Origin of the sequence: Arthrobacter sp. efr-133-TYG-118 (genome assembly GCF_030209755.1) — a bacterium.
Taxonomy (GTDB): Bacteria; Actinomycetota; Actinomycetes; order Actinomycetales; family Micrococcaceae; genus Arthrobacter.
This window is the reverse complement of sequence record NZ_JARVRH010000018.1, coordinates 126,353-153,154: the sequence shown is the minus strand read 5'-3', so window position 1 is coordinate 153,154 and position 26,802 is coordinate 126,353. Positions and strand designations below refer to the sequence as shown.

Annotated in this window: 22 protein-coding genes; 10 read left to right on the top strand and 12 right to left on the bottom strand. The window is 63.7% G+C overall.

The genetic code is table 11. The features are described from left to right. Positions 1-63: 63 nt before the first annotated feature. The 3 genes from QRN59_RS15725 to QRN59_RS15715 all read right to left on the bottom strand — a co-directional run bounded on the left by QRN59_RS15725 (position 64) and on the right by QRN59_RS15715 (position 4,879). Positions 64-2,862 (bottom strand): PEP/pyruvate-binding domain-containing protein, encoded by a 2,799-nt coding sequence (locus QRN59_RS15725; RefSeq protein ID WP_284983425.1) that lies wholly within the window; start codon positions 2,860-2,862, stop codon positions 64-66. A 99-nt stretch (positions 2,863-2,961) separates the two neighbouring features. Beyond that, on the bottom strand, positions 2,962-3,642 hold the full coding sequence (locus tag QRN59_RS15720) for a PAS and ANTAR domain-containing protein (protein WP_284983424.1): 681 nt from the start codon (positions 3,640-3,642) through the stop codon (positions 2,962-2,964). A gap of 274 nt (positions 3,643-3,916) precedes the next feature. Next, the gene (locus QRN59_RS15715; protein WP_284983423.1) at positions 3,917-4,879 is read right to left on the bottom strand and encodes a plastocyanin/azurin family copper-binding protein; all 963 of its coding nucleotides are present in this window, start codon (positions 4,877-4,879) and stop codon (positions 3,917-3,919) included. 418 nt (positions 4,880-5,297) lie between these two features. Between QRN59_RS15715 and QRN59_RS15710 the strand changes: the two genes are divergently transcribed. The 6 genes from QRN59_RS15710 (at position 5,298) to QRN59_RS15685 (ending at position 12,814) form a co-directional block, all read left to right on the top strand. After that, a complete protein-coding gene (locus QRN59_RS15710; RefSeq protein WP_284983422.1) occupies positions 5,298-6,353 on the top strand; it encodes an LCP family protein in 1,056 nt (351 codons plus the stop codon). A gap of 202 nt (positions 6,354-6,555) precedes the next feature. After that, positions 6,556-7,176, top strand: coding sequence for a TasA family protein (locus QRN59_RS15705; RefSeq protein ID WP_284983421.1), 621 nt, complete (start codon positions 6,556-6,558; stop codon positions 7,174-7,176). Between the two features lie 89 nt (positions 7,177-7,265). After that, on the top strand, positions 7,266-8,303 hold the full coding sequence (locus QRN59_RS15700; RefSeq protein WP_284983420.1) for a signal peptidase I: 1,038 nt from the start codon (positions 7,266-7,268) through the stop codon (positions 8,301-8,303). Positions 8,304-8,361: 58 nt separating this feature from the next. Then, positions 8,362-8,835, top strand: a complete 474-nt coding sequence (locus QRN59_RS15695) for a hypothetical protein (protein ID WP_284983419.1) — start codon at positions 8,362-8,364, stop codon at positions 8,833-8,835. A gap of 63 nt (positions 8,836-8,898) precedes the next feature. Then, positions 8,899-11,094: a S9 family peptidase gene (locus QRN59_RS15690; protein ID WP_284983418.1), complete on the top strand. Its 2,196-nt coding sequence runs from the start codon at positions 8,899-8,901 to the stop codon at positions 11,092-11,094. 64 nt (positions 11,095-11,158) lie between these two features. Then, a complete protein-coding gene (locus QRN59_RS15685; RefSeq protein ID WP_284983417.1) occupies positions 11,159-12,814 on the top strand; it encodes a sensor histidine kinase in 1,656 nt (551 codons plus the stop codon). A gap of 496 nt (positions 12,815-13,310) precedes the next feature. Here QRN59_RS15685 and QRN59_RS15680 read toward each other — a convergent pair whose 3' ends face one another. The 8 genes from QRN59_RS15680 to QRN59_RS15645 form a co-directional block, all read right to left on the bottom strand. Next, positions 13,311-13,490, bottom strand: a complete 180-nt coding sequence (locus QRN59_RS15680) for a hypothetical protein (RefSeq protein WP_284983416.1) — start codon at positions 13,488-13,490, stop codon at positions 13,311-13,313. 82 nt (positions 13,491-13,572) lie between these two features. Further along, positions 13,573-14,373 (bottom strand): response regulator transcription factor, encoded by an 801-nt coding sequence (locus QRN59_RS15675; protein WP_284983415.1) that lies wholly within the window; start codon positions 14,371-14,373, stop codon positions 13,573-13,575. Positions 14,374-14,549: 176 nt separating this feature from the next. Continuing rightward, positions 14,550-15,200: a TetR/AcrR family transcriptional regulator gene (locus QRN59_RS15670; RefSeq protein WP_284983414.1), complete on the bottom strand. Its 651-nt coding sequence runs from the start codon at positions 15,198-15,200 to the stop codon at positions 14,550-14,552. A gap of 24 nt (positions 15,201-15,224) precedes the next feature. After that, positions 15,225-17,252, bottom strand: a complete 2,028-nt coding sequence (locus QRN59_RS15665; protein ID WP_284983413.1) for a CocE/NonD family hydrolase — start codon at positions 17,250-17,252, stop codon at positions 15,225-15,227. Positions 17,253-17,292: 40 nt separating this feature from the next. Continuing rightward, the gene (locus tag QRN59_RS15660; protein ID WP_284983412.1) at positions 17,293-19,221 is read right to left on the bottom strand and encodes an ABC transporter ATP-binding protein; all 1,929 of its coding nucleotides are present in this window, start codon (positions 19,219-19,221) and stop codon (positions 17,293-17,295) included. Next, on the bottom strand, positions 19,221-20,126 hold the full coding sequence (locus tag QRN59_RS15655) for an ABC transporter permease (protein WP_284983411.1): 906 nt from the start codon (positions 20,124-20,126) through the stop codon (positions 19,221-19,223). Before QRN59_RS15655 ends, QRN59_RS15660 begins: the two co-directional genes overlap by 1 nt. 13 nt (positions 20,127-20,139) lie before the next feature. After that, positions 20,140-21,096: an ABC transporter permease gene (locus QRN59_RS15650; RefSeq protein WP_284983410.1), complete on the bottom strand. Its 957-nt coding sequence runs from the start codon at positions 21,094-21,096 to the stop codon at positions 20,140-20,142. Further along, complete coding sequence (locus QRN59_RS15645) at positions 21,096-22,673, bottom strand: ABC transporter substrate-binding protein (RefSeq protein WP_284983409.1); 1,578 nt, start codon at positions 22,671-22,673, stop codon at positions 21,096-21,098. Before QRN59_RS15645 ends, QRN59_RS15650 begins: the two co-directional genes overlap by 1 nt. Before the next feature lie 175 nt (positions 22,674-22,848). Between QRN59_RS15645 and QRN59_RS15640 the strand changes: the two genes are divergently transcribed. Both QRN59_RS15640 and QRN59_RS15635 read left to right on the top strand, forming a co-directional pair. Continuing rightward, positions 22,849-23,709 (top strand): DMT family transporter, encoded by an 861-nt coding sequence (locus tag QRN59_RS15640; protein WP_284983408.1) that lies wholly within the window; start codon positions 22,849-22,851, stop codon positions 23,707-23,709. Next, positions 23,706-24,185 carry a hypothetical protein gene (locus QRN59_RS15635; RefSeq protein WP_284983407.1) on the top strand — a complete coding sequence of 160 codons (480 nt, stop codon included), beginning with the start codon at positions 23,706-23,708 and terminating at the stop codon, positions 24,183-24,185. Before QRN59_RS15640 ends, QRN59_RS15635 begins: the two co-directional genes overlap by 4 nt. A 53-nt stretch (positions 24,186-24,238) precedes the next feature. Here the strand turns inward: QRN59_RS15635 and QRN59_RS15630 are convergent, their stop codons facing one another. Beyond that, a complete protein-coding gene (locus tag QRN59_RS15630) occupies positions 24,239-24,793 on the bottom strand; it encodes a GNAT family N-acetyltransferase (protein WP_284983406.1) in 555 nt (184 codons plus the stop codon). A 129-nt stretch (positions 24,794-24,922) separates the two neighbouring features. On the opposite strand from QRN59_RS15630, the gene QRN59_RS15625 reads away from it, so the two are divergent. Together QRN59_RS15625 and paaK are read left to right on the top strand one after the other, a co-directional pair. Beyond that, the gene (locus tag QRN59_RS15625; protein WP_284983405.1) at positions 24,923-25,405 is read left to right on the top strand and encodes a hotdog fold thioesterase; all 483 of its coding nucleotides are present in this window, start codon (positions 24,923-24,925) and stop codon (positions 25,403-25,405) included. Positions 25,406-25,412: 7 nt separating this feature from the next. After that, positions 25,413-26,765 carry a phenylacetate--CoA ligase PaaK gene (gene paaK, locus QRN59_RS15620; RefSeq protein WP_284983404.1) on the top strand — a complete coding sequence of 451 codons (1,353 nt, stop codon included), beginning with the start codon at positions 25,413-25,415 and terminating at the stop codon, positions 26,763-26,765. Positions 26,766-26,802 lie beyond the last annotated feature (37 nt).

Genomic DNA, 26,802 nt, shown 5'->3' with positions numbered 1-26,802 from the left:
CTCACATCAAGTGAGCGGGCGTCCGCCGGAAACACCACATAAGTGAGCGCGCGTCCGAGGGGGCTAGGCGGGTGGGTGCTCGACCGTCACAGTGCCGGCGTCGCCGTCGACGGTGATTTGTTGGCCGCTCGTGAGCCGCTGGGTAGCGACTCCGGTGCCGAGCACAGCGGGGATGCCGTACTCCCGGGCCACGATGGAGCTGTGGCTCAACGGGCCGCCGACGTCGGTGACCACCGCGGAGGCCATGGCGAACAGCGAGGTCCACGCGGGAGTGGTGATACGGGCAACCAGAACCTCACCGGGCGACATCTGGCCGAAATCCTGCGGCCCGCCCAGGACGCGCGCAGGAGCACTGACCCGGCCCGCACTGGCGCCGACCCCCTTGATGACGTCGCCCTGCTGCTCCTGGGAACGTGATGGCATCATCGATTCGAAAGCGCGCTTCATCCAACGGGTCTCGGGCAGCAGTTGCGGGGCGGCCGCCTTGGCCTGGCCCCGCCAAAGCATCTTGCGCTCCTCGACGACGTCAGCGCGGACGGGGCGCGCCGCCCCCGTAATTGCCACCGCCATCTGTGCGAGCGGTTCCGCCGTCCCCGGCGGTTGCGGCGCGGCGAGGCCGAACTCGACGGCGCTTTGCAGCTCCTGCTGGCGTAGCCAGAAAACGTCGGCGGGACCGGCGATCACTCCGGAGTAGACCAGCCGTTGTCCGAGTTCGAGCAGCATCCGCCGGATCAGCGGCCAGGCGAGCCCGACGTCGGCCAGGGCATCTTCGCGGAGCGGTGCGGACTTCTGCGCCCACCGGAGCAGACGAATGAAGGGCGCCCTACGACTCCGCCCGAGCCGGGTCCGCCCAAGCCGGGCGAGCATCCGCTCGGTTTGGTCCTCGCGCCGGGCGGCCGAGAGCCGCTGGCGCTCATGCGGGTCGTTGCCTTGTCCCCGCAGGTAGAACTTCACCGTGTCCAGCAACGCCGAAGGATCGTCCGCCGGCACCGGGCTGAGGAAGTCAAGGTTGTAGACCGCGTGGCCGAACCGATCGAGATGGGCTTGGAAACGCGGATGCCACTGCTGCCAAAGTGCCGGATCCATGCCGGCGGGCGGGAGCCAGCTGCGCTGCGACTCGGCCAGTGCCGCCGTCGGTTGATTGAGGATCGCCGGGGCCAGTCCCTCAACTTCACGGGCCCAGGCCGCGAGGTCGTACAACGATTTCTCCGCGCGGATGGGTTCACTGTCATAGCCGAGGAGGAATGTCTCGGCAGAGGGATCCCCCGCGCGCCGGATGAGTTTGTCGTAATACGCCCGGAACGAGATTTCGCTCGTGGCAGCGATCGGAATGACTGACTCCACAGCCGTGTAATACACAGTTCCTGCGTCCAGCAGCGTCCGGACACCCTCAAGCAGTTCCTCTCCCGAAAGCTCCCCCATGGACTTTGCCGACCAGCCCTTGAGCACCTGCTTGTAGCGGGGATGAGAGAATTCCCGCCAGCCATCCATGCCCATGTGCGCCTTGCCGCGGGCCAGGGCTACCATGGCCGCCGGCGACTTGCCCATCACTCGCCACATTGCCGAGGTGCGGTAGTAGTAGTAGGCGTACCCGTTGATGGTGGGCAGTCCGACGTCGCCATCCCTGACGACCTCACTCCCGACGGCTTCGTTCATCAAGGCCTTGAGCGAACGGGTCACCGAGCCGTCAATGAGGTCGGCGAACAGCGGCGAGAGCGGGTCCGGCAGTTGTTCCACGATGCTCGCGCGGAAGTAGAGCCCCTTCGGGTAGGGCAACGGCCAGGTGTCCGGGGTGTCAGCTACGGGTTCAGGCAGTGCAGTGATGGGCCGGGATTGCAGCATGAAGAAATTGCCGTCGGCCCGTGCCCATTCGATGTCCTGGGGAGTTCCGAAGTAGTCCGAAATCCGTGTTCCATGGCGGGCCAGCACGGCGGCCGCTCCGTCGTCGAGCACGGCCTGCTTCCGAAGCGCCGTAGGGACCGGGCGCTCCGTCGTCCCTCCCTGGTCCGCAGCGCCGCGGTCCGCAGCGCCGTCCGCGTAGACGGTCATGACTTCCTTGTCGGCTGTCCGGCGCGAAAGCACGCGGCCGGTTCCCGCTTCGACAACAACGTCATCCGTGGTGACTGTTCCACTGACCACGGACTCCCCCAGGCCCCACGCGGCACTGATCACGAGCTGGTCGCGGCGACCGTTGGCGGGGTTGGCGGTGAACATGACTCCGGCTGCCTCGGCCTCGACCATCCGCTGGACCACGACCGCGAGGCGAACATCTCCCGGTGCGATGCCTTCACGGTCCCGATAGGCCATGGCTCGCGCGGTCCACAGGGAAGACCAGCAATCAATGACCGCTGCATCCAACGCTTCCGCCCCGCGGACGTTGAGGTAGGTTTCCTGTTGCCCGGCGAAGCTGGCCGAGGCGAGGTCTTCGGCCGTTGCGGACGAGCGCACCGCTACGGGCACGCCGCGGTCGCCGTCGTCGTCCGCAGGCGCGCCGTCGTCGTCGGCGGTTGCGCCGTCGGTTGCGTCGTCGCCACCGCCGTCGGCGCCGAGGCGTTCATAAGCGGCGGCGAGCTCGTATGCGATGGCCGCAGGCATGCTACCGCCGGTGAAAAGGTCCCGGATTGCGGCCGAGGCGTCCTCGTAATCCTGCGGCGTCGCCTCCGACGGCAGGGCCGCCAGTTCCTGGATGCGCGCCTGAATCCCATTGGCATCCACGAAGGCCTCATACGCGGCGGTGGTCAGCACGAACCCCGGGGGGACCGGCAGCCCGGCGCGAACCAGGTTGCCCAGCCCGACGCCCTTGCCACCAGCCACGGCGACGTCGCCTGCTTGCACATCGGCGAAGTTGTAGATGTAGGTCATGACCGTCGCTCCTTGTCGCGGAGACGCCCTCATCGAGCCTGACTCACAACATACTGCCACGCCGTCGAGCGAGAGGCGATGGCTAGGCCGGCCGGCTTCTCACTGTTGGTCCAACGCCCGTTTTACCGCCGCCTGGTCGCAAGCCTGCAGAACACGAATGAACTCGTCCATTGCTTCCGGACCGTGATCGGTGTCAGCGACGCGAACAAGGTGCGAGGCCAGGATTGCGACCTTGACGTTCGTCATGCTGCTGCAACTCACGAGCAGTTTGAAGGCGGCGTTGGAGCTGAGGAGCAACCGCCCCATCAGGATTCCGCGTGCTTGATTGATGACGCCCCGCGTAGCATTGGCGCCCGCGACGGCGTCGCGCGCCGCTTGCTCGGTTTCCCGCCGCAGCGTGGACGTCAGGTCGATCGTGGTCCCCTCGAGCGCGACGGTCCCCGACGGGCCCACTTGAGCGTTCCCCGCGGTCAGCACGCGACGGACATGTCCCTGCGCGTCAATGATCCGGTGGTAGATACAGAAATGTCCGCCGTCGCGGAACACTTGACCCAGGATCTCCATGGCCTGCGGCCTGTCCTCCGGGTGCTTGTGCGACATCAGCAGCTCGAGCGTGGGCACTACTTCCCCTCGCTGGTAGCCGTGGAGATTGAAGAGCCCGTCGGACCATTCCGCTTTCCCCGTGAGCGGGTCAAACAGGAAGGTTCCGGCCAGAAAGCCGGGGGCGCCCAGTGCACTCGAGTACGTATGGGGGCTGTCCAACATCGCGCAAAGACTCATTTCCTAAGCGTGCTTATTAATTCAGGGTAAGCGTCCAGAATACAGCGCGCCCGACGACGGCCCGCACCTTCGGCGCTTCGGCCCACCGGCGCCCCGGCAACTGGCACGCCCCGGAGCCGGCGCGTGCCCGCGCACCGGGCAAGGCCCACCCGTGCACGGGGGCTTGTTTCCCAGCCGGGCGTTTGTAACGCCGGTACCAGAAACAAGCCCCGGCATGCGTTCACTTAAGCGACAGTACGGGAAACAAGCCCCGGTACGCGTTCAAGTTAGCGACTCAGTCCTTCACCACCACCTTGCCGGCCATTCCAAAGTAGTCGTGGAGTGCGCAGACGTAGTCGTAGACCCCTGCCTTGTTGAAGGTCACCGTGAATGTCACGCCCGGCGGCAAAATGCCCGAATTGAGCTGTCCGCCCGTGTAATTCGTCGGATCGCCCAGCGGCGGGAGCGGGTTGGCAGGCTCGGTACCGAAGGTCACCGTGTGCGGCTCACCCATGCCGTTGTTCACGAAGCTCACTTTCTCACCAACGTGGATGACCACTTTAGCTTCGATGAAACGCATGACCATGGCGACGCCGTCGTCGGTTCCGGCAATCACGGTGTGGTTGTCCGCCTGATCGCGGGCGTCGCTCCATTGCTGGTAGCCGTCACGGATGATGGCCCGTTCAGCCCGCTCTACCCGGTTGTTGTACTGCTCCTGGCTGTACGGGTAGTCCGTACCCTTGGCCCGCACGTGGACTGTGCCTTTCTGGGCCGCGCCATGCACCAGGCAGTAGTACGTGAAATCGCCGGTATCCGGGAACTTCAAGGTGTAGGAACCGACTTCGGCGAACCCACTGTTCGAGACGTTCGACATCACACCGGAGTTGTAATAGGAGTGTCCGTCGTAGGACGTGCCGCCCTGCGCAGATATATAGAGGGGGCTGAAAGGATCAAAAGGTTGAGTGGACTCGATGGTTTGCCCCGCGGCCAGGAACGTGACCGTATGGATTTCGGCCGCGTTGGCCTCCCAGGTGACCTTGTCACCTGCATTGATGAAGATGTTCTTCGGCAGGAAGGACATTCCTTGGATGGCCTGATCCGACGATTCGGAGCCGACCTGGACAGTCCACGTCCTTGCGGATTTGCCACTGTCCGCTGCCGCTGTGCCGCTGAGGGCTACCGGCAACACCAGGGCAAGGAGCAAAATCATGAGCGCTCGAAGGCGCGGCAATAGAAGGGGTTTTGGATGAGCAGTCATAAGACTCATTCCTTAGGAAAATCTTTGCTGACCGGCTGTTAATAGCCTGGAAATTTTGAGGCGCCGGAGACCATGGCGTCGTTTGACGGTGACTCGGTTTCCTTGAACTTCCCTATGAACTTCAGCTCGCAGCTGCTGCCCATCCCCCGCATACGGTGCGGCGCCACGAAGTTGGGGCCATGCAGGATCCTCCCTTGCTCGCAGGGATAACGTCCAGCTCCGTGGGCTAAGAGCCCCCCATTACGGAACCGAAGGACACGGCAAAGCCGGCCCGTGTGAAGGCGAGAGATTTATCTCTCATCGTGCTCCTGGAACGTTATTTTGTCGAGACACGGTGATTGCACACGGGCAATTTTTGTGGCCGAAATGAGGCCTTGCCTGATGCGTTTTTAACTCACCTGGGTGATACGTTCCGGACATGAGCGGACGACGGCGACTGTGGCTTGCGGCGGGGCTGGCAATTCTGCTGGCCCTCGTGGTGGTCCTGGCCGCGGTGATCGCCGGATCCAACAGGACCTCGTCCGGACCCTCGCCCGCAAGCGCCTCCTCGGGCGCCACCGCTACCCATACTTCGTCCCCTACCAAGTCTCCCGCGCCAACCGCTGCGGCACCCGCACCCGCACCCGCACCGCCGACAATCCCTGAGCTTCCGGCAGCCCCCATGAACATCCTCGTGATTGGCAGCGACAGCCGCGCGAATGCCAGGGACCAAAACAACCAGACCGTCACAACAGGCCAGTCGTCGGACCAACGCTCGGATTGCCTGATGCTGATCCATGTTCCGGCGGACCGGCAAAAGGTCTACGGCATTTCGATCATGCGCGACAACTGGGTGAACATCCCGGGTTATGGCGCATCCAAAATCAACGCCAGCCTTGAAGTGGGAGGCATCCCCCTGGTGGTCCGGACCGTCGAGACGCTATTGGGTACCCATATAGACCACACCGTCATGCTGGATTTCCAGGGCTTCAAGGTCCTCACGGATGGCTTGGGCGGGATCGACGTCAATGTCACGCTGCCCTTTACCGCGAGCTTTGACACCCACCACGTCTTTGTTGCCGGCGTCAATCACTTGGACGGGGAAGCGGCCTTGGAGTTCGTCCGCGAGCGCTACTCGTTCGTGGACGGAGACTACCAACGCGTCCGCAACCAGCAGACGTTCCTTCATGCCCTTCTGAGCAAGCTAAGGGGCGGAATCCAGACTCCCGCTGCCGTCCTTGGTCTGGTCAAGTTCGCCACAAACTACCTCACGGTGGACCAGGGATACGACCCGGCCTCAGTCGCCATCCTGGCCTACGCACTCCGCACAGTTGATCCCGGCGCCTCTGTCTTCTTCACCCTGCCCACTGCAGGCACGGGCACTTCCCCGGACGGACAATCCATCGTGCTGCCGGACTACGCGGGAATCGGAGAAGTAGCGGCGGCACTGCGGGATGACACACTCCCGCAGTATGTGGCTGCACATGGTTACTGAGCCGTCACGGCTACTCGTTTCCACTACTCGGAGGCTGCAAGCACCCGCCTCCCACCACTCGAAAATTACTTGATCGAATATTTAACCAATCTTGAACGGAAGCTTGGGGAATCCTTGCGTCTTCCTATGAATCCTGCCGGAAAGTAGGGGTCATCGGACAGCAAAGTCCCGGTCTCCCGGGCTTCAAGAAACGGAAATCATCATGGGTCTCAGCCTGAAAACCACCACCGGTAAAGTCATTGCATCCCTGGCCCTGGTCGGCACTGCTGCCGGCGTGGCAGGACTCGGAACCTACGGCGCCTTCACCTCCAGCACCTCCGCCAGCAACACCGTTGCCTCCGGCATCGTGAACATCGCCCTGGGTGCATCCGGCACCGCGAACCGGCTCAGCGTCGCCGCTTCCGGTCTGGTCCCCGGCGACACCGTGCAGCGCGTAGCCACCCTGAGCAACGCCACCGGAAACCAGTCTCTGTCGGCGATCACCCTCACCACCACGGCCGCGCCGACCTCCTTGCTGGACACCAGCACCACCATGGGCCTGCAGGTCGCCGTCGATGACTGCTCCGTCGCGTGGACCGAGGCCGGCACTGCCCCCGCGTACACCTACACTTGCTCCGGCACCACCACCTCGGTCCTGGCTTCCCGCCCCGTCATCGGAGCGGACCTCACTCTGGCCAACCTCACCTCGGTCACGGCCGGCCACACCGATAACCTGCGGGTCACGCTGACCCTGCCTTCCACGGCCGACAACACCCTCCAGAACCAGAGCAGCACCATCGCGTTCAACTTCACGGGCACCCAACGCACCGCCACCAACCAGTAACCCCGCCCAGTAACCCCCAGCCAGCCCTCCGCCGTCGAGCCCCCCTGAAAACGACGGCGGAGGGCCTCCCCCAGAACGGAGACCCAGCCATGACCGCATCATCGGTCCGCCAACGGCGGGTCTCCCCGACGGCCACCACGACGGCGACACCCGTCTCCGTAAAGACCGGCACCGAAAAGCCCGACACCGGAACAACCGGAACCGATAAGCACCGGGGAGTTGGGTCGAGGATTGCCCGGGCCATGGTCAGCGTCATCACCAGCACAGTCATGGTGACGGCCATCGCGACGTTCCTGTTCCTCGCCGTCGGGCCCCGCGTCCTGGGCTACCAGACCAGCACCATGCTCACCGGCTCCATGTCGCCGCTGATCAACCCGGGAGACGTGGTTGTCACCGTTCCCGTCGCGGTCCAGAACCTGAAGGTCGGGGACATCATCACCTACCACATCCCGGTGGAGGACCAGCGGGTGGAGACCCACCGGATCATCGACCTGGCAGTGAACAGCCAAGGCACTGCCACCGTCCGCACCAAGGGCGACGCGAACAACGGCGCCGACCCCTGGACCGCGGCCCTGACCGGCGGCCAGGTGGACCGGCAGGTGTTCACCGTCCCGTACCTGGGCAACGCGATCCGGGCTCTTCGTGATCCCGTTGTCCTGAAGGTCCTGATGTATGGCGCTCCGGCCGCCCTGGTGGTCATGCTCCTCGTCTCGATCTGGCGGAAAAAGCCTGAAGACAACGCCGCTGTGGACGCCGGGGCCGCTGAACGCCCGCTGCCGGCGTTTGACCGCCGCCCCCTCAAGCGCCTGGCCCGGGAGATGAAGAGCAAGGAAGCCGCCGAGAAGTTCGCGGCCGCCTACGCCAGGCTGCTGCCCCAGCGGGTGGACAAGATCAGCCACGCCCTCAGCACCGGCAACAGTGACCTCGCGATGGATGCGGTGCTCAGCCTGAAAACCAGTTCCTCGATGGTCGGGGCGCTCCGGATGGAACAGCACTGCGTCCGCCTCGAACACGCCCTGGTCATGACCGATCACACCGCGGCGATCCAAGCCGGGGAACTCGTCCGCCAGCATCAGCCGCAGCTGGAAAAAGCCCTGAGCGGTAGCACCACCCGCCGGGCCGCATGAAATTCTCTTCAAAGAACCGAACCGGGTCCGCTGCCCTTACCGCAAAAAGCCGGTAAGAATGGAACGGACCACCGGGCCTGACAGAAAGCCGCTGACCTTGCGTAGAAGCCGGAGCACCGCCGACGTCGCGAAGACGCCTGCGCTCGGGCGCCTCGCCGCGGTCCTGGCAGCGGCTGCCGTACTGGTCTTCGCTCCCGGCATTGCGCAAGCTGCGTTTACTGGAATGAACTCCGGTTCAACCAGCGTGGGGACTATGTCGCTGCCCGCACCGACCGGTGTCAGTGTGACGGCCACCTGCATTGCACGCAACCTCAGTATCATCGTGGTGAGCCATGGAACAGTCCCACGGGCGACGTCCTACGATTTCACCGTGACGAACCCCGGCGGTGGCAACATGCAAACGTCCAATTGGACCTATACCAAAGCCACTGCAGCCAAGGGAACCTGGACCTACCAGATCCACGGGCTGTACCAGGCATCGCCCACCAATGTGTGGACGGGTCAGCCCTTCCAAGGAACAGTGGTGTGCTGACCGAGCGGCCGCTCTGAGCGAAATCAGTGGTGGCGCGTCGGTGGCCCTCTATAGAGTTGCCCCATGAACCAGCCTGTCACGCTTCCAGTTCCCCCCGTCGCCAAGAAGGTGCCCACCACACGCGAGCACCACGGCGATGTTTTCGTGGACAACTACGAATGGCTGCGGGACAAGGAGTCCTCCGAGGTCATTGAGCACTTGAAGGCTGAAAATGCCTACCAGGAAGCCGTCACCGCACACCAGGAACCGCTGCGCGAGGCCATCTTCCAGGAAATCAAGGGACGTACCCAGGAGACCGACCTTTCGGTCCCCAGCCGCAAGGACGGCTGGTGGTACTACACCCGCTCCGTTGAGGGCAAGGAGTACGGCATTCATTGCCGTCTCCGGGCCGCGAACTCCGGCGATGCGGTAGCCGACTGGACCCCGCCGGCGGTGGAACCCGGCGTCGAACTCCAGGGTGAAGAAGTCCTGCTGGACGGCAACGCCGAGGCGGAAGGCAAACCGTTCTTCTCCGTTGGCGGCACGGCCGTGACGTTGGATGGCAACCTCTATGCCTACGCCGTGGACAACTCCGGCGAGGAACGCTTCACGCTTCGCATCAAGGACCTGCGGACGGGCGAATTGCTGCCCGACGTCATCGAGAACATCTTTTACGGCGTGGCCTTCTCCCCCGACGGCACCCGGATCTTCTACACCGTCGTGGACGATTCCTGGCGCCCGTACCAGGTGAAGTCGCACGTCCTGGGCACGCCCGTCAGCGAGGACGAGGTGATCTACCAAGAGGACGACGTCGCCATGTGGCTCGGCTTCGAACTCTCCTCCGACCGGCGGTACCTCGTGCTGAGCATCGGCTGCTCGGAATTCAGCGAAACGCGCCTGCTGCGCTTCGACGACTTCGACGGCGGCCTGTCCACCGTGATTTCCCGCGACGAACACATCCTCTACGAGGCCGAGCCGTTCCTCCTCGACGGCGCTGAGACCCTCCTCCTGACCCACAACAAGGACGCCATCAACTCCATGGTGTCCATCGCGGACCCGGCCGAGTTCGCCAAGCCGCTGGCCGAGCAGCACTGGCGCACCGTCGTCGAGCATTCCGACGCCGTTCGCGTCAACGGGGCCGGAGTCACCTCGACGCATCTGGTGGTGGCAGTGCGGCAGGACACGATCGAACGCGTGCAGGTGCTGCCCCTCGCCGGTCTGGGAACCGCCGCGCAGGGCCCCGCCGTCGAGCCCGCCTTCGACGAGGAGCTGTACACGGCAGGGGTGGCAGGTTCGGACTACGAAGCGCCTGTGATCCGCATCGGATACACGTCTTTCTTCACGCCGTCGCGGGTGTACGACTTCGTGCTGCCCACCGCCGCGCTGCCGAGCGGGGAACTGCTGCTGCGGAAGGAGAGCCCGGTGCTGGGCGGGTACACTGCGTCCGACTACGTGGCCACCCGGGAATGGGCGACGGCGGCGGACGGCACGCGCGTGCCGCTTTCCGTGCTCCGGCACGCCTCCGTTTCGCAGGACTCAAGCGCTGCGGGCCTGGTCTACGGCTATGGCTCGTACGAAGTCAGCATGGATCCCGGCTTCGGGGTGGCCCGGCTGTCCCTCCTCGACCGCGGAATCGTCATGGTGATCGCCCACATCCGCGGCGGCGGCGAGCTCGGCCGGCGCTGGTACGACGACGGCAAGAAGCTCAACAAGAAAAACACTTTCACGGACTTCATCGCAGCAACGGACTGGCTCGCGTCCTCCGGTTGGGTGGCGCCGGGCCGGATCGCCGCCATGGGTGGCTCCGCGGGCGGCCTGCTCATGGGCGCCGTAGCCAACCTTGCCCCGGAAAAGTACGCGGCGATCGTGGCCGCCGTGCCATTCGTGGATGCGCTGAACACCATCCTGGACCCGGAACTGCCGCTCTCCGCGCTCGAGTGGGAGGAATGGGGCAACCCCATCACCGATCCCGAGGTGTACGAGTACATGAAGTCCTACACCCCGTACGAGAACATCCGCGCCGTTTCGTACCCGCGGATCGCCGCAGTGACCTCTTTCAACGACACCCGCGTGTTCTACGTGGAGCCAGCGAAGTGGGTCCAGGTGCTACGTTCCGAGACTACCGGCACGGCGCCGATCGTCATGAAGATCGAGATGGACGGCGGACACGGCGGAGCTTCAGGACGGTACGTGCAGTGGCGCGAGCGCGCGTGGGACTACGCCTTCGTCGCGGACTCGCTCGGCTCCGTCGAACTACTGCCTGGGGCGGGGCTCAAGTAACGTTCTCGATAGTAGGCTCGCCGTGGGGGCCAATCCGGACACTAGGAGCGTAGTGGAGAGTCGCTTGACTAACGACGCATCGTCGCCAAACCGCGCCTTGGTGGCCGACCCCGACCCGGTCCGTCACTCAGAGACGGTTGCGGCGCTCGCCGCGGCAGGGTTCATGGTTCGTTCAGCGCACGACGCCGGTTCTCTTGCGGCCGCGGTGGAAAGCGAACCGAGCGACGTGCTGGTGGTAGACAACGACCTCCGCGAGTTCCTTCCCCGGAATGACGCGCCGGTTTTGCTCTTGTTGGATCCCGAGGACGAGCTGGATGTTGCTGCCCTGGAAGCGTGGACCATTGCGGATTTCGTCTACAGGGGCCAGCCTCCCGCCTTTCGGGCACACAGGGCCCTCGTACTGATAGCCCGTGCCGCCGAACGGACGCGCCGCCGTTCGGAAGCCGAATCACTGAGGGAGAGCCTGAGGAAGGTGTCCGCAGCGATCAGGTCCACCATTGATCCAGGCCGGATTGCCCGGCATCTGGTGGACGGAATCGGCGAGGCCCTGGGCGCGGAACACGTCTGGTTCACCACGTTCCCGGACACCCGGGTGCCGCAGGTGAGCGCCGAATGGAACGCTCCGGGACTGGTACCGGGAGTCCTGCCGCACGAGCTCACGGACGACATCGCCACGTTCGACCTGGCGGAGCGATTGTGGGCGGAAGCCGAGGTGCAGCCGCTGCCGAAACGGGCTCCTGCGGGTGATGCGGATGCGGCCCTCGCGGGGCGCCCCGGTGGTGCGGATGCGCTGGGTGGTGCGGGTGCGCCGTCGGCGTCTGTTGTGGTGCCGGTAGGCGAGGGAGATCTCGTTCTCGGAGTCATCTGGATCGCCCGCCCGGACACGGCGCAGGAATGGACCCGGGCCGAAATAGGCCTGATTCAGCACGTCTCCGGGAACTTGGCGTATGGCCTGATGCAGAGCCACCTGATCGGCGCGCAACAGCAGGTCATGTACAAGCTCCAGGAACTCGACCAGGCCAAGACCGACTTCCTCACCACGGTGAACCATGAACTTCGAACCCCGCTGACGTCCATCACGGCCTATTTGGACATGATCCGCACCGGCGCCGGAGGACCTCTTCCCGCGGGTGTCGAGCGGATGGTGGACGTCATTTCGCGAAATGCCGAGCGGCTCCGACGGCTGATCGAAGACATGCTCACCGTCTCGCACCAGGACACGTCCGGCGACCTCCAATTGAGCCGGGTGAATGTGGGCACCCTGCTTCGGCTTGTTGTCTCGACGTTGCAGCCGCTCGCGGACTCCCGTTCACTGTCCCTGACCGTGATGCATGCGCCAGGCGCCGTGACTGTCCAGGCCGACGAAGCCAAGCTGGAACAAGTCTTCGCCAACATCATCAGCAACGCGATCAAGTTCACGCCCACTGGCGGCCACGTCGCCGTCAGCAGCGGGATCAGCTCGGACCCCGGCACCGTTCCCAGTGTGGTGGTCCGCGTGGAGGACACCGGCGTCGGGATCCCCGAAACGGAAATCGACCAGGTATTCACACGGTTCTTCCGCGCCTCAAACGCCTCCACGGCGGCCATCCCCGGAAGCGGGCTTGGCCTGGCGATAGCCCACGACATTGTGGAACGCCATTCTGGCCGGCTCGATGTCGAATCCGCCCTGGGCGTGGGAACCACGGTTTCAGTCCGGCTCCCTCTGGATACGGAGAGCTGAGCGGGACCGCACTGACCGGGGCTTGGAGCGTCTTCACCTTCTTTGAATTGGGAAAGCGCTTACGACACGGCGAGTCGCGTCATTCCGGGCCTCGCCAGCGGCAAACATGGGGAGGACGGTACCGAGAGCCAAGGCGCGCCGCGGGACTCAACTGCGCTGGCGCCGTCGTGACCTTCTTTGAATTGGGAAAGCGCTTACGACACGGCGAGTCGCGTCATTCCGGGCCTCGCCAGCGGCAAACAAGGTCAGGAAGGTCAGGTCGCGGCGGCGGACACCCCAACTGGTCAGGATCCCGACGGCGGCCCTTGCGTCGGGCCGCGGCCCAAAAGAACACCGCCCCTTGGCGGTAGCCCGGGGCGGTGTCTGGAATTGCTGTCGTCTACCCAAGTAGTTGGCAGTCAATGCCGTTATGAGGCGTCTAAACGGCATCTAGTGCGTGGGCCCACGCCGCCAGGGTTCCCTTGCCGAGCTTGCGAGGCGAGGGTGGCGGTGGGGATTAGTTGGGCCACCAACCGATCTGCGCGTATTGGACCGGGTCGCTCACAACAGGGACGGTCGTAACCGTCGTTACTGTGGTGCTCGTGGTGTCGTGCTTCGGGGCGGCATTGGCTGGAGTGACAAATCCGCCAATAGCGAGCAGCCCCGTCATGAGAAGTGTTGCGGCGAATTTTTTCATGCAGTGCTCCTTTGAGCCGTGAAAATCCGAAGTTGACTTTCCCAGCGTAAGGAGCCTCGTTAAAGGTTCCCTTAAGATCGCCTCAGTTTTCCGAAGTCTTTGCGGCAAGGCGGTAACCGACGCCACGCACAGTTTCCACCCAACGCGGCGACTGCGCCGAATCGCCGAGCTTCCGTCGCAGATTGGCGATGTGTACCTGGATCGCGCGCTCTTCGGATTCGCTGACATAGCCTCCGGTTTCGTACTCCCTGGCATGGAGCCAGCGGGCAAGCCCCGTGGTGCTTCGGACTACGCGCCCGGCCTCCATGAGGGCTTGAAGAAGGTCGAACTCGGTGCGGGTCAATTGGACCTCTTCCGTGCCCACCCGGGTTGTCCGCGTGGCCACGTCCAGGAAAAGGCCGTTGTGTTCCAGCCCCGATGGCTCGGCCGCCGGATGCACGGGTGTGGGTGCGGTTGGTGCGTTCAGCGCCGGGGCCGGCGGCAGCTCCGCCGTCGTGCTCCCTCCCGAACCGCTCAAAAGCTTGCTGCCGCGCGGCCGGCGAAGGAGCGTCTCAACCCGGGCCAGCAGCTCTCGGGGGCGGAAGGGCTTGGTGACAAAGTCGTCAGCGCCTACGGCCAGCCCTTGCAGTGTGTCCACTTCACGCGCGCGGGCTGTGAGCATGATGATGTAGGCATCACTGAACTCGCGGACGCGGCGGGTGACCTCGATCCCGTCAATGTCCGGCAGGCCAAGGTCCAAGGTGATGACGTCCGGGTTGTGAAGGCGGACCGCATCCACGCCATCGACGCCGTTTCCGGCCGCGTAAACCTCCAGGCCCGACGCCTCGAGGACGGCATGGACCACCTCACGGATGTCATCGTCATCCTCGATTACTACAGCCACGCCCGATGCGCCCACGTCAAGATCCCCATCTCTTATGCTCAGCCCACCTTAACACCAGCGGTACCCGCTATTCTCGCGCATGTCAGCGCAAGTCCCGCTTTACCCCCACAGGCGGGGGTCGCGGCGGGGGTCGCCGCGGGGGTCGCCGCGCTGCGGGCTATTTCCGGGCGCGCCACCTACTTGATCTGGAGCTCACGCCTCACGAACGCGATAAGAAGGCTCCGCGACGTTTCCACCGGAAGTGACGAACCCCGTGCATAGCATTGGACGGCGAGGCCATCCACCATGGCGGCCGTTTCAATCGCGAAGCTTCGAGGGTCGTCGCAGACGAACGATCCCTCGCTGACGCCGCGCTCGGTAATCTCGCGCAGGGCGCTGCGCCAGCCGTCGTAGTGTTCGCTCATCCAGCGTCCGTAAGCTTCGTCCCTGGCCGCAGCGGACCAGAAGTCGAACCAGATCAGCCAGTGCCGGCGGGAGTTCGCGTCGGTGCCGAACATTCCCTCCAGGAAATACAGCAGTTCCCGTGTGGGGTCGCTGGACCCTCTGGCGCTCTCTTGGAGCGGAACGTAGAAGTCCGCGGTTTCTGCCTTGACTACTTCCATCAGGACTTCGTCGAGACTCTTGAAATGGTAGGTGATGGTCCCGGGTGACACCCCGCAGGCTTTTGAAATGTCGCGGATAAGGACATTGAACAACCCCTTGTCCGCGATCAGGTCCCGTGCGGCGTCAACCACCAGCTGACGCCGAACTTCAGTAGGGTGCCGCTGCCGTTCGCCGACAGTCTTGGCGCGGGGCCGCTCTTCGTGGTCCTTGGCGGTAGTTGTCATGTCGCTCGTCCTCGTTTCCCCTGTTCAGGCCGATGTCCGACTGATGCGCTTCTCAAAAGTCTTTTCAAAGAATAGTTGCTCGTTCTTGAACGTCTTGACTTCGTTGTGCAGTACATAGTGGTCCTTGCTGGCAGTGACCGTAGCGTGGGTCTCGATCCTAACGCCCCAGTCCTCGCGCTGAAGGGAGACGTTCCACCTGGACTCAGCCCGCGCCGTCAGGGGATCGTTTCCCGACATCGAATACCGTTCCAGGGCTTCTTCGCCAAAGTTCAGGCCGTCCGGGTAGATCCGGCTTCCGCCGTAGTTCGGGTCCACCGTCAAGGTCCAGGACTCCGATTGCGGCTCGTACCTGACCTCACGTTCGGGACGTGAGGCCGCCACAGGCCCAGGCTTGATGTCCAAACCCGGGGCTTGCTCAGCCTCCTCGAAGACGATGTCGCGGCTTCCAATGGCGGCAGGATCAAGGTCATCGAGCGTCAGTACGCTTTGCCCGGCGTCAACGGTCACAAACCCTTGTTCACCGTGCGGCCAGATCCAAGGCCAGTACGTCGTGGCGAGGGCGAGCCGGAGCCTGTGCCCGGCCGGAACCTGCCACGACATGGAAGTGAACTCGATCTCGGCGTCCACGAATTGACCCGGAACGAGCTCGTCCGCCTCGTCCATCCCGTTGCGCTTTGCCAGGTTGATGGCCCCACGGGTGATCAGGGTGGACGATCCGTCCGGCCCGACGTCGCAGAGCCGGGCAATCACATTGGCCCGGGGCGTGCTGCTGTTGACTCGCAACATCAGTCGGGCGTAGCCAAACAGGTTGATGTCCTCCTCGAGGACCGGCGTCTCGAATACCACCGATCGCCCATCCTCGGCGCGCTGGTCCGGCGGCAGATCAGACAGATTCCCGAAGGGGAACCACCGGGCGGCGTCCACGCCGTTGTGTTGCGGAGTGTCGACGACGGCCGTCCCGGCGGCGTCAGTTGCCAAGCTGCGCAAATCTGAGGCCAGGTTGAAGTGCCGCTGCCCGACGTCGGCGGACGGCCAGCCGTCCAGGCCCACCCAGGTGCCCGCTCGCTCCGGGTAATGGGTGGCGGGCCGTACGGAGTCCTGGTGATAGGCGCGCAGCGCGGGTTCAGCCATGACCTCCGTTTCGATGCCTTTGAGCCAGTAGTCCCACCAACGCAGAGTCTCCTGCAAGAATCCGATGGTGGGACCGGGCGTGCGCTGGATGTCCGGGTATTGATGGGACCATGGGCCGATCAGCCCTTGTGCGGGGGCCTCAAGATGCTCCAACAACCGAAAAACCGTGTTGCGGTAGGGATCAGCCCAGCCCCCGACCGCCAAGACGGCCGCGGTGATCTTGGAGTAGTCCTCGCAGACCGAACCGTGGCGCCAGTAACCATCACGTTCCTGGTGGTCCATCCAGATTTCGGAGAAAGGCTGGAGGGCTTCCAAGCGTTCCTTCCACATGGTTTCCCAGACGTCGCCAACCCGCCAGGGCGCGGGGGGACGGCATTGGAACGCCAACATGGTTCCAGCCCAGGAAGTCATGTCGATGCCGAGCATCGCGCCGCCATAGTAGTGCACGTCGTCGGCATAGCGGTCATCCGTGGAGCAGACAGTGACGATGGCCTTAAGCGCCTCCGGCTGCTCCGCCGCGAGCTGCAAGGCGTTGAATCCGCCCCAGGAGATTCCGAACATTCCCACTTTGCCCGTACACCAGGGCTGGGCGGCCAGCCACTCGATGACCTCAACTCCGTCTGCTTGTTCCTGCGGGTGGTACTCGTCGAGCATGACGCCTTCGGAATCTCCGCAGCCGCGCATGTCCACACGGACCGAGGCGTAGCCATGGCCCGCATACCAAGGGTGGCGCTGCGCGTCACGCGGCGCAGTCCAGTCCCCCCGTCGGTAGGGCAGGTATTCCAACAGTGCAGGCACGGGTCGTGCGGCCGCGTCTTCAGGAAGCCAGATAGTGGCAGCCAGCTGGACGCCGTCGCTCATCGGAATGAGGACGTGCTCCATGACTGTGACGGAGTGGGGGAAGTCCGTGCGGATCTTCACGGGTATTCCTTTCTGGGGAGCGGCTCTTTCGAGTGCAGCGCTAGAGGGCAGGGATGCTCGGACGGAGTTCTGACACGTCCGCGTGGCACTCAATGTTGTGTGTGTCCGAAACCTGGATGGTGGGCGGGACTACAGTGCGGCAAACGTCGCGGACAATCGGACATCGGCTGGCAAAGGGGCAGCCAAGTTCAGGCGGAGCGTCAGGGATTTCGTCCCGCACTGCTTGCGCTTTGGCCTTATGGTCATCGCCGAGTTCGATCACCGAGTCCAGCAGGAGCCGGGTGTATGGATGGGACGTGTCAGAGAAGATCTCCTCCACTGTGCCGTCCTCGACGATGCGTCCGAGGTACAGGACCACCACGCGGTCCGCTATTGACCGGACCACGGCGAGGTCATGGGTGATGAAAAGGAAACCGATGTCCTTGTCCCGGCTCAGGGTGTCCATCAAGCGCAAGATGGAAGATTGCACCGAGACATCAAGCGCTGACACAACTTCATCCGCTAGCACAAGGGACGGGCCGGCGGCGATAGCCCGCGCGATGCCAACTCGCTGGCGTTGACCACCCGAGAGCTGGCCTGGCAATCGCTTCGCGAAGCTGGCCGGGAGCTCCACTTCTTCCAGGGCCCGCTCCACGGTGGCTCCTTTGACGCCGAAAAGCTTCAAGGGCCGCGCAATAGCCGTCCGCACCGAATGCCTCGGATTTAGCGAAGTGTCGGCGTTTTGAAAGATCAACTGCACGGCTTGGCGGAGACTCTTGGGGCGACTGGACACGGTCCGGGCCAGATTGCCACCGCCCCTCAGGTGGTTTGCAGACTCGTCACCAGACCCGGTGAGGGACATCTGTCCCCCTTCGCTCTTCTGCAAGCCCGCAATAGCGTTGGCGATGGTGGACTTTCCGGAACCGGATTCGCCCACGAGCGCCACAATCTCGCCGGCGTTAACCTCAAAGCTGACATCCTGCACCGTGGGACCCGTGCCGGGAACTGGTTTCCTTCGGTAGTCGATTGTCAGGTCCCGGACGCTCAGCACGGGCTTGGCCTTCGTTGGCGGAGTCCGGATGTACAACTCCACGGCGCCTTCCCGCACGGTCCCGGCGTCGATGGCTGCCTGATCCATTCCAGGCGGAATGCCGGGGGTGTCGATGCGCGGGACGCTGTCGATCAAGCCGCGCGTGTATGCATGTTGCGGCTGTGCGAGGACACTTCGAGTCATGCCGGATTCCACCACCGCGCCTTTGCGGAGCAGGGCAATGTCCGTGCACATCTTGTCAATGACGCCCAAGTCGTGGCTGACCATCACCATGGACATGCCCATCGTCTCCTGTAGCTCCATGAGGAGGTCGAGGATGGCGGCCTGCGTGACCACGTCCAGCCCAGTAGTCGGTTCGTCGAGGACGAGAAGGGACGGATTGGCGGCGAGCGCCATGGCAATCCCGATGCGCTGTTGTTGCCCGCCGGAAAACTGATGCGGGTACCTGTCCAGAGCCGGCCCCGGGTTGGGAAGCCTGACCAAACGGAGCAATTCCTCGGCCCGGGCGCGCTGGGCGGCCTTGTTTCCCTTGAGGTGGTGAAGGACTTCGGCGATCTGCTCTCCGATCTTCATGGTGGGAGTCAGCGCGTTTCCGGCATTCTGCGGGACCATCGCAACCTCAGCCGTGCGAAGGCGGCGCAGCGCCCGCGGAGCGAGCGCGAAGACGTCCTGGCCCGCCACGTGCACCGATCCGTTGGACACGAACGACGTGCTCCGCAGGGAGCCCAGCAGGGCACTGGCCAGCGTGGATTTCCCGGAACCCGACTCCCCCACCAGCCCCAGAACGTGGCCGCGCCGCAACTGCAGGGTCACGTCCTTGAGGACGTCCACCTGGCGCTTTCCCGAGAGGTAGGAAACGCTGAGGTTCTGGATCCGGACAATGTCCGTTCCGTTGAGGATGGTTGCTTCATCAATGGTGTCGGCTGCATCTATTGTCATTAGCCCAGCACCTCCTTCATTCGGTCGATGCCGAAGCTCTTCGCAAGCCCATCGGCCGCGAGGTTGAGTCCGACAATCAAGGACGCCAGCGCAGCGATGGGCGATAACGTGGCCATTGGCACAACAGCCATCAGGTTCCGGTTCTCGGCCACCATGAGGCCCCAGTCCGGCGTCGGTGGGCTAGCGCCGAAGCCCAGGAAGGACAGCGAGCTGATGAGCAGCACCACCCAGGAGGCCCGCATGGCGAATTCCACCAGGATGATGTCCAGGACATTGGGGAAGACTTCTCGGAAGAGAATGGAGAACATCCCCTCGCCCCGCGCCTTTGCGGCGGTAATGAAGTCCTTGGGCATCACATCCATTGCTGCGGCCCGAACAATGCGGGTAACCCCGCCCGTAAAGACGACCACAACGGCCAAAATGATCACCCAAGGACCGGTGCCGAAGATGGTCACCACCACCAACATGGACAGGATTGCCGGTACGGCCAGCACCGAATCCAAGACCCTGGTGATGATGTCATCCACAATGCCGCCACGGTACGCTGCGATGCCGGCGATGACGGATCCGAGCAAAACTGTGAGCCCAGTGGCAGTGAAACTGATAGCCAATGCATACTGGCCACCAAATAAGGTTCGCGTCAGGGTATCCCGACCAAGGGCATCGGTGCCCAACAAGTGGGCCGCCGAGCTCTCTTGCAGTGCGCTCATGGCGTCCGTCGCGATCGGATCATAGGCAGTCAGCACGGGGGCCAGGACCGCCACCGCGATATTCACAATCACCAAGGCAAACCCGAGAGTGGCCGCCCGGGACTTCAGGATGGACCGGACCGCTCGTCCAAGGCTGCTGGGGGCCTTGGGTTCCGAGCGCTTACGTGCCGGGGCCGTCGTCGTCATTGCGCTCATTTGCTGCTCCCTGTCATTTGCTGCTCCTTGGGTATCGCAGCCGTGGATTCAGCAGGAACGCTGCAAAGTCCGCCAGCAGATTGCACACCACATATGTCAACGCGCTCATCACCGTGATCAGCAAGATGGTGGGAAGGTCACGGGTCTGGACAGATCTGATCATCAGGGTGCCGACTCCCGGATAGTTGAAAATGCTTTCCACAACCACCACACCGCCGACGAGCCAAGCTATGTTCATGGCGATCACATTCAAGGTGGGCAACATGGCGCTGGGCAGCAGGTGCTTGAAGACCACCCGGGAAGTCGAGTTGCCTTTCAAGATCGCTGTGCGGACAAACTCGCTGTCCATCACGTCGATCACCGAGGTGCGCATCATCCGGATGATGTAGGCCGCAAGAACGCAAATCAGCGCCCCGGCAGGTAGCCAGACGGAGGGTAGGAGATCCGAGAGGGAGGCATTCTGCCCTGCGATCACTACTGCCGGGAAGATCGGGATGTAGATGGAAAAGAGGAGCACCAGCACGGTGGCCACCACAAACTCCGGAACGCTCATCCCCACGAGCGCCAGCGTGGAAATCGAGATGTCCGGCCACCGGTCGCGGGTCAGGCCGGCAACGAGGCCCAGCACAAGGGAGAGCAGGATGCCGATCACGATGGTGATGCCGGCCAAGAGGGACGTATTCACCAAGGCGGAGCCCACTTCTCCCGCGACGCTGCCACCGCCGACGAGGGAGTTGCCAAAGTCGCCGTGCAACGCCTTGCCGAGCCACGTGAAGAAACGTGAAACAGGCGGTTCATCCAGCCCGAGTTGTTGCCGCATGGTGGCCACGGCCGACGGCGTGGCGTTCTGGCCCAGCAGCTGGGTGGCCGCGTCTCCCGGCAGAGACTGGATGGCGCTGAAGACCAGCACCGTAGCCAGCAGTACCGTGAAGACGGACCAGCCCAATCGCTTGGCGAAAAACGTGACCATTATGCACGCAACCCGATGTTGATGTAGTCGAATTCGAAGCCGTGCTCACTGTAGTTGACTACCTTCTTGCTCAGGCCGGTGATGCGGTCGGAGAAGAACGGAGTCAGGGAGCCGCCGTCGTCGATCAGGATCTTCTGGGCGTCCTGGTAGAGCGTCTTCCGCTTGGCCGCATCCACGGTGGCGCGGGCGGCGTCCAGTGTCTGGTCGAACGTGGCATTCGAGTAGGCCGTCTCGTTGTAAGAGGACCCGGTGCGGAAGATCTGGTTCAGCAACTGGTCGATGGGGCGGCCTGTGTACCAGTAAGTGGTCATCAATGGCTTCTTCATCCAGACGTCGGTGAAGTAGGAATCCGCGGGAGAGTTGGTTACGGACAAGTTGATGTTGGCGGCCTTCATTGAGCTCTGCAGGGCCAGCGCAAGTGGAGACAGCACGGGATCGTAGCTGGAGGTGTAGATGGGCACATCGAAGTGGTCAAAGCCCTTTGCCTTCAGCAGGGCCTTCGACTTATCCGGGTCGTAGCCCAGGCCGTAGTCGAGGTAGTAGGCCTCGGACGGCGGCACGGGGTTGTTATGCGCGACGGTTCCGTTGCCCTGCACCGCCAGTTTGAACACGTCGTCCGGGTTGTACGCATGAGCGAAAGCGCGGCGGATATCCGGGTCTTTGAATTCCGGGCTGGTGTTGAGCATGGGTACCGGATACCACTGGGCGTTCTTCACACTGGAGACCGTTGCGACCGAAGAGGCCGAAACCGTCTTGGCAGTGGCGAAGTCAAGGTTGGTCTGGGCCACTAGGTCCACCTGCCCCGCCAGCAAAGCGTTCACCCTAGCCTGGGTATCGGCGATGGAGGAGAACTCAATTCCGTCCAATGCGGGCTTGTCGCCGAAGTAGTTGGGATTACGCACGACGGAACCGGGCCCTGCTGCCGTGAAACTCTTCAGCTTGAACGGTCCAGTGCCGATGCCGCTGGCACCGATAGTGGCCGCGGAACCAGCGGGGATGATGTAGCAGTTGTAACCGGTCAGCAAGCTGGCGAATTCGGCGTTCGGAGACTTCAGGGCAAACACCACGGTTGTGGCGTCCGGGGCCTTGATGGAGTTGCCATCGACAAAGGGGGAAAGTACCCCGGCCTGCGGGGACTTCGTGGCCGGATCCAGGATGTGCTGGATCGAGAAAATGACGTCCTGGGCAGTGAACGGCTTCCCGTCGTGCCAGGTCACACCCTTGCGCAGCACAAAAGTCCAGCTCATCGCATCTGCGGACAGTGTCCAAGACTCGGCCAGGTCCGGAACGATCTCGCCCTTCGCCGAAAGCTTGACCAAGCGGTTGTAAAGCGCACCCAGATATTCATAAGCGGACAAAGAACTGGCAGGGTCCAACGTTTCGGCCTTCGACGCCGGCGGCCGGGCGATACGCAACGTCCCGCCCTGGCGAGCAGCGCCGGTCGCGGCACCCGTGGTCGACGACGACGGGCTGACCCCGCAGGCTGCGAGGACCGCGGGGGCCAGCAACAGGGCTGAACCGGCAAGAAGGGTGCGCCGGGACAGCCACCCTGTTGGTGCTTCGATCCGTGAATCCATGGTGCCGAATCCTTATCTTTATTTCTTCCGCGAACGATCTAATTCATGTACTGTACGAATAAATCGTCTGAGAGAGCAATAGTTCTCCGAATAATTTAACCGCCCTGAAACAAAGGGCCGTTTCACCGGGAAGGCCCCCATTGTGACCGGATGGTACCGAAGACCAGATGTGCTGATGGTGCTGTCTTCCGCGCCCACGTACGTGGCGACCCGCGAGGCCCTGAAAGTGATAGACCCGCAGGACCTGACGCCGCTGCGCTACTTGGGTGCCGCCGTCGTGCTTGGCCTGGTCGTGCTGGTCCGGCGGCAGCGACTTACGCTGCGGGGTCGTGACATTCCGAGGATGCTGGTTGCGGGAGTATTGGGGTATGCAGGCTTCGGCCTACTCCTGAATCTGGGGCAGACGACGGTTCCAGCTGGAACAACAAGCCTCCTGCTGAATATCTCGCCCGTTTTCGCGTTCGTCCTCGGCCATCTCATGCTGCGGGAGAGGACGTCCCGCCTGGGCTACTGGGGCATGCTGCTTGCCGTGGCAGGCGTCGTAGTCATTACGCTGGGCGATTCCGTGGCGGTCGGCTTCAACGGCGACGCCTTGTACATCGTGGCAGCCGCCCTTCTCCTGTCGGCATTCCTCATCGTCCAACAGCCCCTGTTGGCACGCGTCCCTCCGCTCGAAGTGGTCTTCTGGGGATCCCTTATCGGCGGAGCGGCCACGTTGCCGACCGCCCGATTCGCGGTGGCGCCGGCTGGGTTCACATGGACCGTTTGGCTGGCATTGGCCGTGCTCGTGGTGATCTGCACGGTGGTGGCCTACGGTTTCTGGAACGTCTCGCTGTCGCGGACGAGCGTGGCAGAGGGCGGTTCGCTCCTCTACGTCGTGCCAGTACTTTCCCTGTTGCTCGGGTGGATTCTGCTGGGCGAAGTTCCCAGTATCGCGTCCATGCTCGGGGGCGCGGCCGCGCTGGCCGGCGTCATCTTGCTCACCCGGGCGACAGCATCCATCGCACCCGAGAAAGAACTGGAGCCCGCGCCGTGACTGTCCCCCACTTCGAAGAGGAATACGTTGAGATTCCCCTCACTGCAGACGCTTCCGCCAAGCTGGCCGACATCGCCGCCTCGGTCACAGCAGACGTGGGGGCATTGCTGACAACCATCTCCCTCTGGCGTCCTGGGACCGGGGACCTGGTCCGGGTGTTTTCCACTATGCCGGAGCTCTACCGGGTGGGTGGGATCTCAAGCGAACTGGGCGAGGACTGGCTCCAACACTGCGTCGCACACCAGGAATCATTCCTCGCTTCGGACCAAGGAGCCATCGATTCGGATGCTTTCGAACACCAGGATGTCCTCGGCGCGCTCAATCTCGGCGCTGCTATCAACGCCGTGATCGTCGACAACGGTCGATTCCTCGGCTGCCTCAATCTGCTGGACGTCACCGGGGCGTACTCGGAGCCGTCGGTGCGTCGCGCTGAGACTTACGCCGCGCAGCTCGTGGAGACCCTAAGCACCCTCTGAAGTTCAAGTAGCATCCATTGCCCCCACGGGCGGGGGTCGCCGCGCTGCGGGGGCTATTTCCGGGCGCGCCACTCGGAGTCGAGCATGGCGTAGATGACTTCGGTGGACCATTGGCCCTTGTAGTGCCAGTTGTCCACGAGCTCGGCTTCGCGGCGCATCCCAAGCCGCTCGCACAATCCCGACGACGAGGTGTTCAGGGCATCCAGCTTGGCGTCGATCCGGTGGAACATGAGGGTCTCGAAGCCCAGTCGGAGCACGGCCTCGGCTGCCTCGGCGGCGTAGCCCTGGCCTCGGCTTTCCGGCGCCAGGATCCAGCCGATTTCGGCCTGCCCCGTGCCCGGCAGCCACTTGAGGACCACTTCGCCGAGCAACCCCGGGGAGTCCGCACGCTCGATGGCGAGGCACACCCAGTCGCCCTCTTGCTCGAAGGTGAAGTTGGCGTAGCGGCCCAGCGCTTCCATGGACTGGGTCAGGGTCAACTCCTGCCGGAGCAGGAATCGCGCAGTCTCCGGCAATGACTGGTAGGCGTGGAATCGCTCCAGGTCGGTGGCCTCGAATCTGCGCAGGACAAGCCTCGGAGTCCGGATGGGAAGGTCGATAAGCGGCATTCTTCGAGGCTACTACGCGCTCCTAATGCATCGATTGCTCCGTCCCGCCGAGCGGTCCCCTCTTGACAGTTCAAGCAAACTGGGATTACCTAATGAACATTCGGTAAATAAAGCTGGAGGCAATGACGCATGGTTGAGACCACCCTTTCTGGCGCAGCGCAGCACCAGATCCTCAAGAACGACTACGCCTCCGAGTGGATGGGCCTGGAAGTGCTCAAGGTCGACGACGGCCACGCCACCGTCCGCATGAAGCTCCGGCAGGAAATGCTCAACGGCTTCGGAATGGCCCACGGCGGAATGATCTTCGCCTTCGCGGACTCAGCGTTCGCCCTCGCGTGCAACCCGGCCAACCCCTCGCCGTCGGAAGCTGACACCATAACCGTCGCCGCCGGCGTCGACATCAACTTCCTCAAGCCGGCCTATCAAGGCCAGGTGATCACCGCCGTCGCGAACCGTCGCGCCAACAACGGCCGCAGCGGCCTGTACGACATCCAGATCTTCGCGGCCGACGCAAACGAACCTGCCGTCGTCGGCTCGCCCGAGGATCCGGGCAGCTACGGCGAGCTCATCGCCGAGTTCCGTGGCCGCAGCCGCACCATCTCCAAGAAGTAGGAAGACCATGACACAGAACACCGTCGCCGCTCCCGACGCACCGCTTAACACCGCACAGCTGGACCGCGAAGAAACCATTTCCCGCGACGAGCTCGAGGCCCTGCAGCTCAGCCGCCTCCAACACACCGTGGCCTACGCCTACAATCGCGTGCCGCTGTACAAGCGCAAGTTCGACGACGCCGGCGTCCACCCCTCCGATCTCCGCGAACTGTCCGATCTCGGCAAGTTCCCATACACCACCAAGGAAGACCTCCGCCAGGAATACCCCTTCGGCATGTTCGCCGTGCCGCAGGACGAAGTAGCCCGCATCCACGCGAGCTCCGGCACCACAGGCCGGCCGACGGTCGTCGGGTACACCAAAAACGACCTCGCCAACTGGGCCACCCTGGTGGCCCGCTCGCTCCGGGCATCCGGAGTCCGCCCCGGCATGAAGGTCCACAACGCCTACGGCTACGGCCTGTTCACCGGCGGTCTGGGCGCCCACGCGGGTGCCGAAGCGTTGGGGTGCACTGTCATCCCGATGTCCGGCGGCCAGACCGAACGCCAGATCCAGCTGATCCAGGACTTCAAGCCGGACGCCATCCTGGCGACCCCCACTTACCTCCTCACAATCGCCGACGCGATGGCGCACATGGGTGTCGATCCGGCGTCGACCTCGCTCAAATACGCGGTGCTCGGCGCAGAACCGTGGACCGAGGAAATGCGGCACGAGCTCGAGACCACCATGAACATCAAGGCCTGCGACATCTACGGGCTATCCGAGGTCATGGGCCCGGGCGTTGCTGGCGAGGCCGTGGAGACCCAGGACGGCTGCCACATCTGGGAAGACCACTTCCGCCCCGAGATCATCGATCCGTTCGATCCCTCCCGCGGGGAAAGTGCCGTACTGGCCGACGGCGAGCCGGGAGAACTTGTCTTCACCTCGCTCACCAAGGAAGCGCTGCCGATCATCCGGTACCGTACGAAGGACCTCACCCGCCTGCTGCCCGGCACCGCCCGCCCCGCGCACCGCCGCATGGGCCGCATCACCGGACGCAGCGACGACATGATCATCCTGCGCGGCGTGAACCTCTTCCCCTCGCAGATCGAGGAAATCGCCCTGCGCATCCCCGAGCTCAGCCCGCACTTCCAGCTCGAACTCACCCGCCCCGAGGGCAAGCGCATGGATTCGCTGACGGTCAAGATCGAGCGGCGCGAGAACGTTTCCATCGAGGCGGGCACGACGGCGGCACACGCCTTGCGCGAGCAGATCAAGATCCACGTGGGTTCTTCGTGCGTCGTGGACGTTGTGGAGCCGGGTTCGCTTGAGCGCTCCAACGGCAAACTGCGCCGTGTCTACGACATGCGACCCAAGAGGTAACGTGACCCCGCGCGTACACGAATCAACCGACCGTTCA

Bases quoted from the DNA above. Each gene is read 5' to 3' on its own strand.
- QRN59_RS15670 (WP_284983414.1), bottom strand. From the start codon at position 15,200: ATGACAACTACCGCCAAGGACCACGAAGAGCGGCCCCGCGCCAAGACT.
- QRN59_RS15625 (WP_284983405.1), top strand. From the start codon at position 24,923: ATGGTTGAGACCACCCTTTCTGGCGCAGCGCAGCACCAGATCCTCAAG.
- QRN59_RS15690 (WP_284983418.1), top strand. From the start codon at position 8,899: ATGAACCAGCCTGTCACGCTTCCAGTTCCCCCCGTCGCCAAGAAGGTG.
- QRN59_RS15680 (WP_284983416.1), bottom strand. From the start codon at position 13,490: ATGAAAAAATTCGCCGCAACACTTCTCATGACGGGGCTGCTCGCTATT.
- paaK (WP_284983404.1), top strand. From the start codon at position 25,413: ATGACACAGAACACCGTCGCCGCTCCCGACGCACCGCTTAACACCGCA.
- QRN59_RS15700 (WP_284983420.1), top strand. From the start codon at position 7,266: ATGACCGCATCATCGGTCCGCCAACGGCGGGTCTCCCCGACGGCCACC.
- QRN59_RS15655 (WP_284983411.1), bottom strand. From the start codon at position 20,126: ATGAGCGCAATGACGACGACGGCCCCGGCACGTAAGCGCTCGGAACCC.
- QRN59_RS15720 (WP_284983424.1), bottom strand. From the start codon at position 3,642: ATGAGTCTTTGCGCGATGTTGGACAGCCCCCATACGTACTCGAGTGCA.
- QRN59_RS15630 (WP_284983406.1), bottom strand. From the start codon at position 24,793: ATGCCGCTTATCGACCTTCCCATCCGGACTCCGAGGCTTGTCCTGCGC.
- QRN59_RS15650 (WP_284983410.1), bottom strand. From the start codon at position 21,096: ATGGTCACGTTTTTCGCCAAGCGATTGGGCTGGTCCGTCTTCACGGTA.
- QRN59_RS15695 (WP_284983419.1), top strand. From the start codon at position 8,362: ATGGAACGGACCACCGGGCCTGACAGAAAGCCGCTGACCTTGCGTAGA.
- QRN59_RS15645 (WP_284983409.1), bottom strand. From the start codon at position 22,673: ATGGATTCACGGATCGAAGCACCAACAGGGTGGCTGTCCCGGCGCACC.
- QRN59_RS15640 (WP_284983408.1), top strand. From the start codon at position 22,849: ATGGTGCTGTCTTCCGCGCCCACGTACGTGGCGACCCGCGAGGCCCTG.
- QRN59_RS15705 (WP_284983421.1), top strand. From the start codon at position 6,556: ATGGGTCTCAGCCTGAAAACCACCACCGGTAAAGTCATTGCATCCCTG.
- QRN59_RS15715 (WP_284983423.1), bottom strand. From the start codon at position 4,879: ATGACTGCTCATCCAAAACCCCTTCTATTGCCGCGCCTTCGAGCGCTC.
- QRN59_RS15725 (WP_284983425.1), bottom strand. From the start codon at position 2,862: ATGACCTACATCTACAACTTCGCCGATGTGCAAGCAGGCGACGTCGCC.
- QRN59_RS15710 (WP_284983422.1), top strand. From the start codon at position 5,298: ATGAGCGGACGACGGCGACTGTGGCTTGCGGCGGGGCTGGCAATTCTG.
- QRN59_RS15660 (WP_284983412.1), bottom strand. From the start codon at position 19,221: ATGACAATAGATGCAGCCGACACCATTGATGAAGCAACCATCCTCAAC.